We start from the raw sequence: 6,300 nt of genomic DNA on the forward strand, positions 1-6,300 counted from the left end.
CCGCCGCGAAACAGAATCCGTGCTTACCGGCCGCGAGGCCGGAGGGTGAGGCATTGCGACATCGCGCCGATCGGGCCGTGGCTGTCGTGAAGAATGCTGTGAGTCAGGCCGATGCCGTTGGCGCCGAAGCTGACGCTGGTATCGAGTCCCAGCCATTCGGCGCGCGGCGATGCGAACAGATGCGCGGTGAGATCGAGGTTCGGGAACACCACTTCGTCGGTCGAGGCGCGCGGGGTGATGCCGTTGGCGATATCCAGCATGCCCAGGACGCGCGCGCTGGCGCTGACCTGCTCGCCCGCAATCAACGAACACGCGGTGCGCAGCCAATACGCCGCGCGTCCGGGTTCGGTCTGGGCGCGCCGCACCTCGACGCTGCGGACGAAGCCGCCCGGCCACACGCTGCCCGGTTCCCACACCGGCATGCCCTCGACCGGCGCGATCCGCGGCAGCGCGCTACCGGCCCAGGCCGCGGTGTCGTAGTCCTGCATCAACCACGCCCGCAGGATCACCGCGACCCGGCCCGCGTGGCTCAGGCGCGCTTCGACCAGTTCGATCGTGCGGCCGGGCCGCAGCACGGCCACGTCTATGTCGACGACGTCGATCGGCAACACGCCGAGGATGTCGTAGGACAGGCGCGCGAGCCGCAGCCCGTCGTCGCGTCGCGCATCGCGGTCGGCTTCGACCGCGTGGGCGAGCAGTCCGAACGCGGGCGCGATGTGCTGCTCGGCCGGATTCCAACCGCCGCCGACCTGCTCTGTCGCGCGAAAGCAGTTCGTATCGACTCGTTCGAAGTACGCCACGGGTGACGGCTGGCCTGGCGGATGCGGCATCTGCGGCTCTCTGCTGCGGGACGAAGTAGCTCGCGCTTATCGGGATGGTACCGATTCGGGCGCGGCTTACTGTTTTTTTTCGTCACCGGCGCGGCGCGGTGCGAGCGCGATCGGCCTTTCCTGGAAATACGCAGCGTGGCGGCGCGCGACCGCCGCTCAGCCCGCGGACGCCTCGCTGCGCAACCAGCGGCAAAACGCCTCGACCGCGGCCGAGCTGTCGTCGCCTTGCCGGCGCACGATCCAGAAGCCGTAGGCATTCGCCAGGATGGGTTCGAACGGCTTGATCAGGCGGCCGCGGCGCAGATCGTCCTCGACCAGTGGCGCGACCCCGAGCGCGATGCCGTGCCCGGCGACCGCCGCTTCCTGGGCGAGATAGATGCTCGCGAACACCGGTCCGCGCGCTGCGTCCACCTTGTCCGCGCCGCAGGCCCGCAACCAAGCCGGCCAATCCGGCACACCCTCGCGGCCGGCGCCGCTTTCGTCGTGCAGCAGCGTGTGCCGGCGCAGATCGTCGGGCGTCGTCGGCGGCGACTGTCCATCGGCCAACACGGGCGCGCAGACCGGGAACACCGGTGCGTCCAGGAATCGCTCGGCCCGCACGCCGCTGTAGCCGCCCGGTCCGTAGCGGATGGCCACGTCGATGCCGTCGCGGACGAAATCGGCGGGCTCGTTGCCGGTCTCGATGCGCAGTTTGAGATCGGGGCAGTCGCGATGAAACCGGTGCAGCCTCGGCGCCAGCCACTTCGCCGCGAACGACTCCATCGTGCTCACGCGCAGATGCGCGGCGGTGGGCGCGATGGCGCGGTCCAGGGCCAGATCGAGCGAGGCGAACCACTCGCCCAGCGACGCGGCCAGCGCATCGCCCTCGGCGGTCAGCTCGACCGCGCGATGGCCGCGGTGGAACAACTTCACGCCCAGGTAAGCCTCCAGACGCTTGACCTGATGGCTGACCGCGGCCGGAGTGACGAACAACTGCTCGGCGGCGGCCTGGAAACTCAGGCATCGCGCGGCCGCCTCGAAGGCCCGCAGGGCATTGAGCGGAACGGGATGGCGGGGCTTCATCAGGAGCCTTGGGCGCGCGGATGCCGGGCTCGCATCCTATCAAGTTAGTTTTTCTAAGGCGTGCGCGAAAAGATCTCGTTTGTCGGCGACGCCGCTGGCGGAAATGATGCGGCCATCGAAACCGTGGGCAGGCAGCATGCGACTGGAATCATTGGACGACGATGTGATGATGTTCGTAGGCGACGACCACGAGTCGGTCGCTTGCGCGTTCTTCGACGGCGACGACGCGCTGCTGGTCGATACGCTCGGCAGCCTCGACGACGCGCACTGGCTGCGCCGCGTGCTGTGCGAGGAACTGGGTAAGACCGTGCGCGCGATCGTATCGACCCACTTCATGAGCGACCACATCGCCGGCCTGTCGCTGTTCCCCGACGCGCTGACGATCGCGCATCGGCATTACCGCCAGTGTTTCCTGTCGCAGAATCGGCGGGTCGACGGGTTCTATCGCGAACCGCGGGTGCTGTTCGACAGCGCGATGACGCTGCGATGGGGCCGGCACGAACTGCGCCTGATCCACAATCCTGGCAAGACCATGGATCACCTCAGCATCGACGTCCCCAGCGCCGACCTGGTCTGCGCCGGGGACAACATCGTCGGGAACATCGTCTATCTGTCCAAGGCCGATCCGGCGCTGATCCGCGCCGCGATCGGGCGGATGCGGCAATTCGGCCGCGGCAGCGTCGTCGGCGGGCATATCGGCCGGTTCCCCGCCGCCGCGCTCGACAACGCGATCCATTACCTGGACCAACTGCGGCAAGCGGTGGTGCGCATCCGCGTGGCCGCGACCTCGCAAGCTGCCGACGATCGCATCGCCGCAATTCCGATCGAGGCCTGCCTGGCGCCGCGGGTCGAACCGACCGATTTCGAACGCGAATGGCATCGACGCAATCTGGGCGTCATCCTCGCCCAGTCGGTGTTCGCGCTCGACGCCGCGCTCGCGCCGAAGGCGGTGCGGGCATGAGCCACGATGAGCTGCTGTTCCGCCGCCGCATTCGCCGGCGTGAGTTTCTCGCTGGCGGTATCGGTCTCGCCGCCGCGGCCTTGCTTCCTGGTGGTCGCGCCTTCGCCGCCGCCAGCAGCGACGAACTGCGCATCCAGCGACTGGCGTGGGCGGGCACCCGCCTGCAACTGCCGCAGGCGACCTTGTTCATCGATCCGCTGATCAATCCCGACGCATGGGGCGCCGCGCTCAAGGACCCGCTGATTCGCGTCGACGATGCCGTGGGCGATACCAGTGTGCTGATCACTCACGCGCATCCCGACCATTTCGATGCGATGGCCGCGGCGCAGGCGCTGAACCAAGGCGGCACGTTGGCGTATCCATTGGGAACCAACCCGCTGCCCATGCCCGCGAAGGCGCGCGCCCGGCCGAGCGCGCCGTGGGAGCCGCAACTGCTCGGCGATTTCACCGCCACCGCCGTGCCCGCTTCGGACGGTTACGGCGATCCGCAGGTGTCGTGGGTGGTGTCGGCCGGCGGCCGCCGCATCTTCCACGGCGGCGACACGCTCTGGCATGGGCATTGGTGGCGGATCGGCCGCCAGTACGGCCCGTTCGACGCGGCCTTCCTGCCGGTCAACGGCGCGCGCTTCGGCTGGCGCAAACCGGTCAGCGGCCTGCCCGGCGTGCTGACGCCGGAGCAGGCGGTCGCGGCCGCGACCATCCTGCGCGCGCGCCGCCTTATTCCCATCCACTACGGCGTGTCCGGCATGGCCGATTACGTCGAAGTCGACGATCCGATCGGCCGCTTGCGCGAGGCGGCGCGCGACAAGCCCGTCGTCATCCAGCCGATGGCGCCGGGGACGTGGCTGGACTGGACGTCCTGATACGTCGGGACAACCGGGCGTGGACGACAGCGCGCGCTCGCAATCGATCCGATAGCGCGCACCTTCGTCCTGTTACAGCAACGCCGTATCCACCATCTGCTGCGCTTCTTGCAACAACCTTCGCAGGTGATCGTCGCTCCTGAAGCTTTTGGCGTAGATCTTGTAGATCGCTTCAGTGCCCGACGGCCGCGCGGCGAACCAGCCGTCGGCGGCCACGACCTTGAGCCCGCCGATCGCCTCGCCGTTGCCGGGCGCCGCGCTGAGCACGTGTTCGATGGCGTCGCCGGCCAGACGGTCGGTACGCAATTGCTCGGGCGCCAGCTTCGACAGCCTGGCGTTCTGCGCCGGGGTCGCGGCCGCGACGCGCGGTGATCACGGCCGACAGCAGCGCCGTCACCAGGCCGTCCTTGTCGGTCGACCACGCGCTGCCGTCGCGCCGCAGCAACGAAGCCCCGGCGCTTTCCTCGCAACCGAAGCCGAGCGAGCCGTCGAGCAGGCCGTCGGAAAACCATTTGAACCCCACCGGCACTTCGAACAACCTGCGGCCCAGACGCTTGACCACGCGATCGACCCGGCAGCCGGAAAACCATTTCCCGCTGATGCGCGACTTCATCGTCGGCGGATCCGCGACTGCGCCGTAACGCGGTCGGGACGCGCTCACCGCTTGCCGCAATGCCTGTCGGCGCAGGCGTCCGGCGACGGCACCCGCACGAAGGTGTCGTCGTTCCAGCGCAGCGAATCGGCGGCCTGGTCATAGCGAAACGGCTCGGGCGCATCCAGTACGGATTTGCTGGCGCCGAACAGATCCGGGCTGGCCGGCAGCAAGCGCAATCGCATCGCGCCCAGTCGCGCCTGCAGTCCGTCGTGGTCTTGCACGACGTCGAGCCGACCCAGCCGATCGCTTTGGAAGCTGCCCAGGTATCGCCGGGTTTGCGCGCGCGACGGCGCCCACGCCCAGCCGTTCCATGCGCTGTCGGCGCGGGCCTTTTCCACCGCATCGCGACGCTTGGCGACGGTGCGGGCCAGACGCGCGGGATAGCCATCGATCAGCGCGCGCAGGCGCTCGCGCTCGCCGCCCTGCTCCGTCGCCAGGCCGATAAACGCTTTCATCAGTTCCAGTTGCACGCCTTCCATCGCACTGTCGCTGTTGACCACCAGCGACAAGCCGGTGTCCATCGCCGGCAATAACAACGTGACCGAGACCACGCCGACGTAGCCGCCCGGATGCATCAACACCTGCTGGTTCTTGTACGCGCATGAATACCAACCGAGGCTGTAGCCATCGCAGACGAACTCGCCGTCCGACAACGCGGCCTTCGCCCGCGGACGCTGCGCGAGCGCGAAACTTGCAGCCGACGGCGTAGCGGTCGGCGAGTGTTGGCGCAGGTTGGCCCGCATCCATGCGGCCATGTCGTCCGGCGACGCCAGCAGACCGCCGGCGGCGTGCATGAGTTCGTCGGGTTTGGGCGGATACGCGATCCAGGCCTGACCGTCCCAGCGATGGTTCCATGTCAGCCGGCGCGCGGGCGCGCGCGAGCTTTGGCTGTAGACGTGATCGAGCCGCAACGGGCTCAGCACTTCGTCTTGCAGCCACGCCTGCCAGGGCCGGCCGGTGCGCGTTTCCAGCGCGGCGCCGTAGATCAGGTCGCCGAGGTTGGCGTAGCGGAAACCTTCGCTGCGCGTCTGCGTGTAACGCGCGAGCATCTCGGGGTAGTCGGCCGCGGGCACGTGGCGAACGTAGGCGGTCAGGAAGTTCAAGGTGTCGGTCTTGAGATTTTCCTGATGCGACAACAGGTCGGCCATCGTGATTTTGCCTGGGTCGGCCGGCGCCGGCAGTTTCAGCTGCGGCCAGATCTGCGCGAGCGTGGTATCGAGCGGCAGTACCCCGGTTTCGTCCAGCCTCGCCGCGAGCAATGCGAGAAAGGACTTGGTCTGCGAGGCGATGTAGAACAGCGACCTGTGATCGACCTGATCCGGACGGCCCACGCGCGCGGTTCCCTGCACGAACAACAGCGGCGTGGCATCACCCTGCACGACCACCGCCGATACCGCGGGAAATGCGCCGGGAATCCGGTGCATCTGCGTGAGCGCCTGGCGGATTTCCTTGCTTGCCGTGCGTACCGGTTGCGTGGCGAGCGCGTCGGTGTCGGCGCTCGGCGTTTGCGTGACCGCCGTCGAAGCGATCAACGCCAGCGCGATGCCGCCGAGGCCACGTCGTACCGCGAACGCGCCGCGGCCTTGGGTTCTTTGTGTATGCATGCCGATCTCCATCGTCCGCTGTCGGGTTCTCGCGTGGGTAGCGAGGGTTACAGCGCATGGATACGGTGGGGGGCGGTGTGGTTGCGGTGTGGACGTTTTGGAAGGGAGGCCTGCGGTCGTGGCGATGCGGGCGCGGTGTAGTTTCGCGGTTGTCGTTGTGACGCGGTCGCGGCTTGCGCCGCTCCTACAGGTAGGCCATGCGGCTTTCGCCTCATTTCAGATATCACTGCCAGCGCTGCGAGGCTTGTAACTCGCGTTAGCAACAGCACACCCGAAGGGCGGCGCACATGGATGTGCGCCGTGCGCCACCGAGACAGGATGTCTC

Annotated in this window: 6 protein-coding genes and 1 pseudogene; 2 read left to right on the forward strand and 5 right to left on the reverse strand. The window is 68.1% G+C overall.

Features of this window, described 5'->3' with window-relative positions; translation table 11 throughout:
• Positions 1-23: 23 nt before the first annotated feature.
• Positions 24-830, reverse strand: a complete 807-nt coding sequence (locus AC3A4T_RS19365) for a thioesterase family protein (RefSeq protein WP_487676859.1) — start codon at positions 828-830, stop codon at positions 24-26.
• 156 nt (positions 831-986) lie between these two features.
• The gene (gcvA, locus tag AC3A4T_RS19370; RefSeq protein WP_487676860.1) at positions 987-1,892 is read right to left on the reverse strand and encodes a transcriptional regulator GcvA; all 906 of its coding nucleotides are present in this window, start codon (positions 1,890-1,892) and stop codon (positions 987-989) included.
• Positions 1,893-2,028: 136 nt separating this feature from the next.
• Here gcvA and AC3A4T_RS19375 point away from each other — a divergent pair, with 136 nt between their 5' ends.
• Both AC3A4T_RS19375 and AC3A4T_RS19380 read left to right on the forward strand, forming a co-directional pair.
• On the forward strand, positions 2,029-2,853 hold the full coding sequence (locus AC3A4T_RS19375; RefSeq protein ID WP_487676861.1) for an MBL fold metallo-hydrolase: 825 nt from the start codon (positions 2,029-2,031) through the stop codon (positions 2,851-2,853).
• Positions 2,850-3,716, forward strand: coding sequence for an MBL fold metallo-hydrolase (locus tag AC3A4T_RS19380; RefSeq protein ID WP_487676862.1), 867 nt, complete (start codon positions 2,850-2,852; stop codon positions 3,714-3,716). Before AC3A4T_RS19375 ends, AC3A4T_RS19380 begins: the two co-directional genes overlap by 4 nt.
• 72 nt (positions 3,717-3,788) lie before the next feature.
• Here the strand turns inward: AC3A4T_RS19380 and AC3A4T_RS19385 are convergent, their stop codons facing one another.
• The 3 genes and pseudogenes from AC3A4T_RS19385 to AC3A4T_RS19395 all read right to left on the reverse strand — a co-directional run bounded on the left by AC3A4T_RS19385 (position 3,789) and on the right by AC3A4T_RS19395 (position 5,975).
• Positions 3,789-4,022 (reverse strand): hypothetical protein, encoded by a 234-nt coding sequence (locus tag AC3A4T_RS19385; protein WP_487676863.1) that lies wholly within the window; start codon positions 4,020-4,022, stop codon positions 3,789-3,791.
• Positions 4,023-4,119: 97 nt separating this feature from the next.
• Positions 4,120-4,329: pseudogene (locus tag AC3A4T_RS19390) on the reverse strand (hypothetical protein); the annotation flags it as partial.
• A 44-nt stretch (positions 4,330-4,373) separates the two neighbouring features.
• The gene (locus tag AC3A4T_RS19395; RefSeq protein WP_487676864.1) at positions 4,374-5,975 is read right to left on the reverse strand and encodes a serine hydrolase domain-containing protein; all 1,602 of its coding nucleotides are present in this window, start codon (positions 5,973-5,975) and stop codon (positions 4,374-4,376) included.
• Between the last annotated feature and the right edge of the window lie 325 nt (positions 5,976-6,300).

Source organism: Lysobacter sp. Soil_N_51, from assembly GCF_057655755.1.

What these genes read in the sequence shown, in the direction of transcription:
- AC3A4T_RS19365 (WP_487676859.1), bottom strand. Translation starts at nt 830, where the DNA reads ATGCCGCATCCGCCAGGCCAGCCGTCACCCGTGGCGTACTTCGAACGA.
- gcvA (WP_487676860.1), bottom strand. Translation starts at nt 1,892, where the DNA reads ATGAAGCCCCGCCATCCCGTTCCGCTCAATGCCCTGCGGGCCTTCGAG.
- AC3A4T_RS19375 (WP_487676861.1), top strand. Translation starts at nt 2,029, where the DNA reads ATGCGACTGGAATCATTGGACGACGATGTGATGATGTTCGTAGGCGAC.
- AC3A4T_RS19380 (WP_487676862.1), top strand. Translation starts at nt 2,850, where the DNA reads ATGAGCCACGATGAGCTGCTGTTCCGCCGCCGCATTCGCCGGCGTGAG.
- AC3A4T_RS19395 (WP_487676864.1), bottom strand. Translation starts at nt 5,975, where the DNA reads ATGCATACACAAAGAACCCAAGGCCGCGGCGCGTTCGCGGTACGACGT.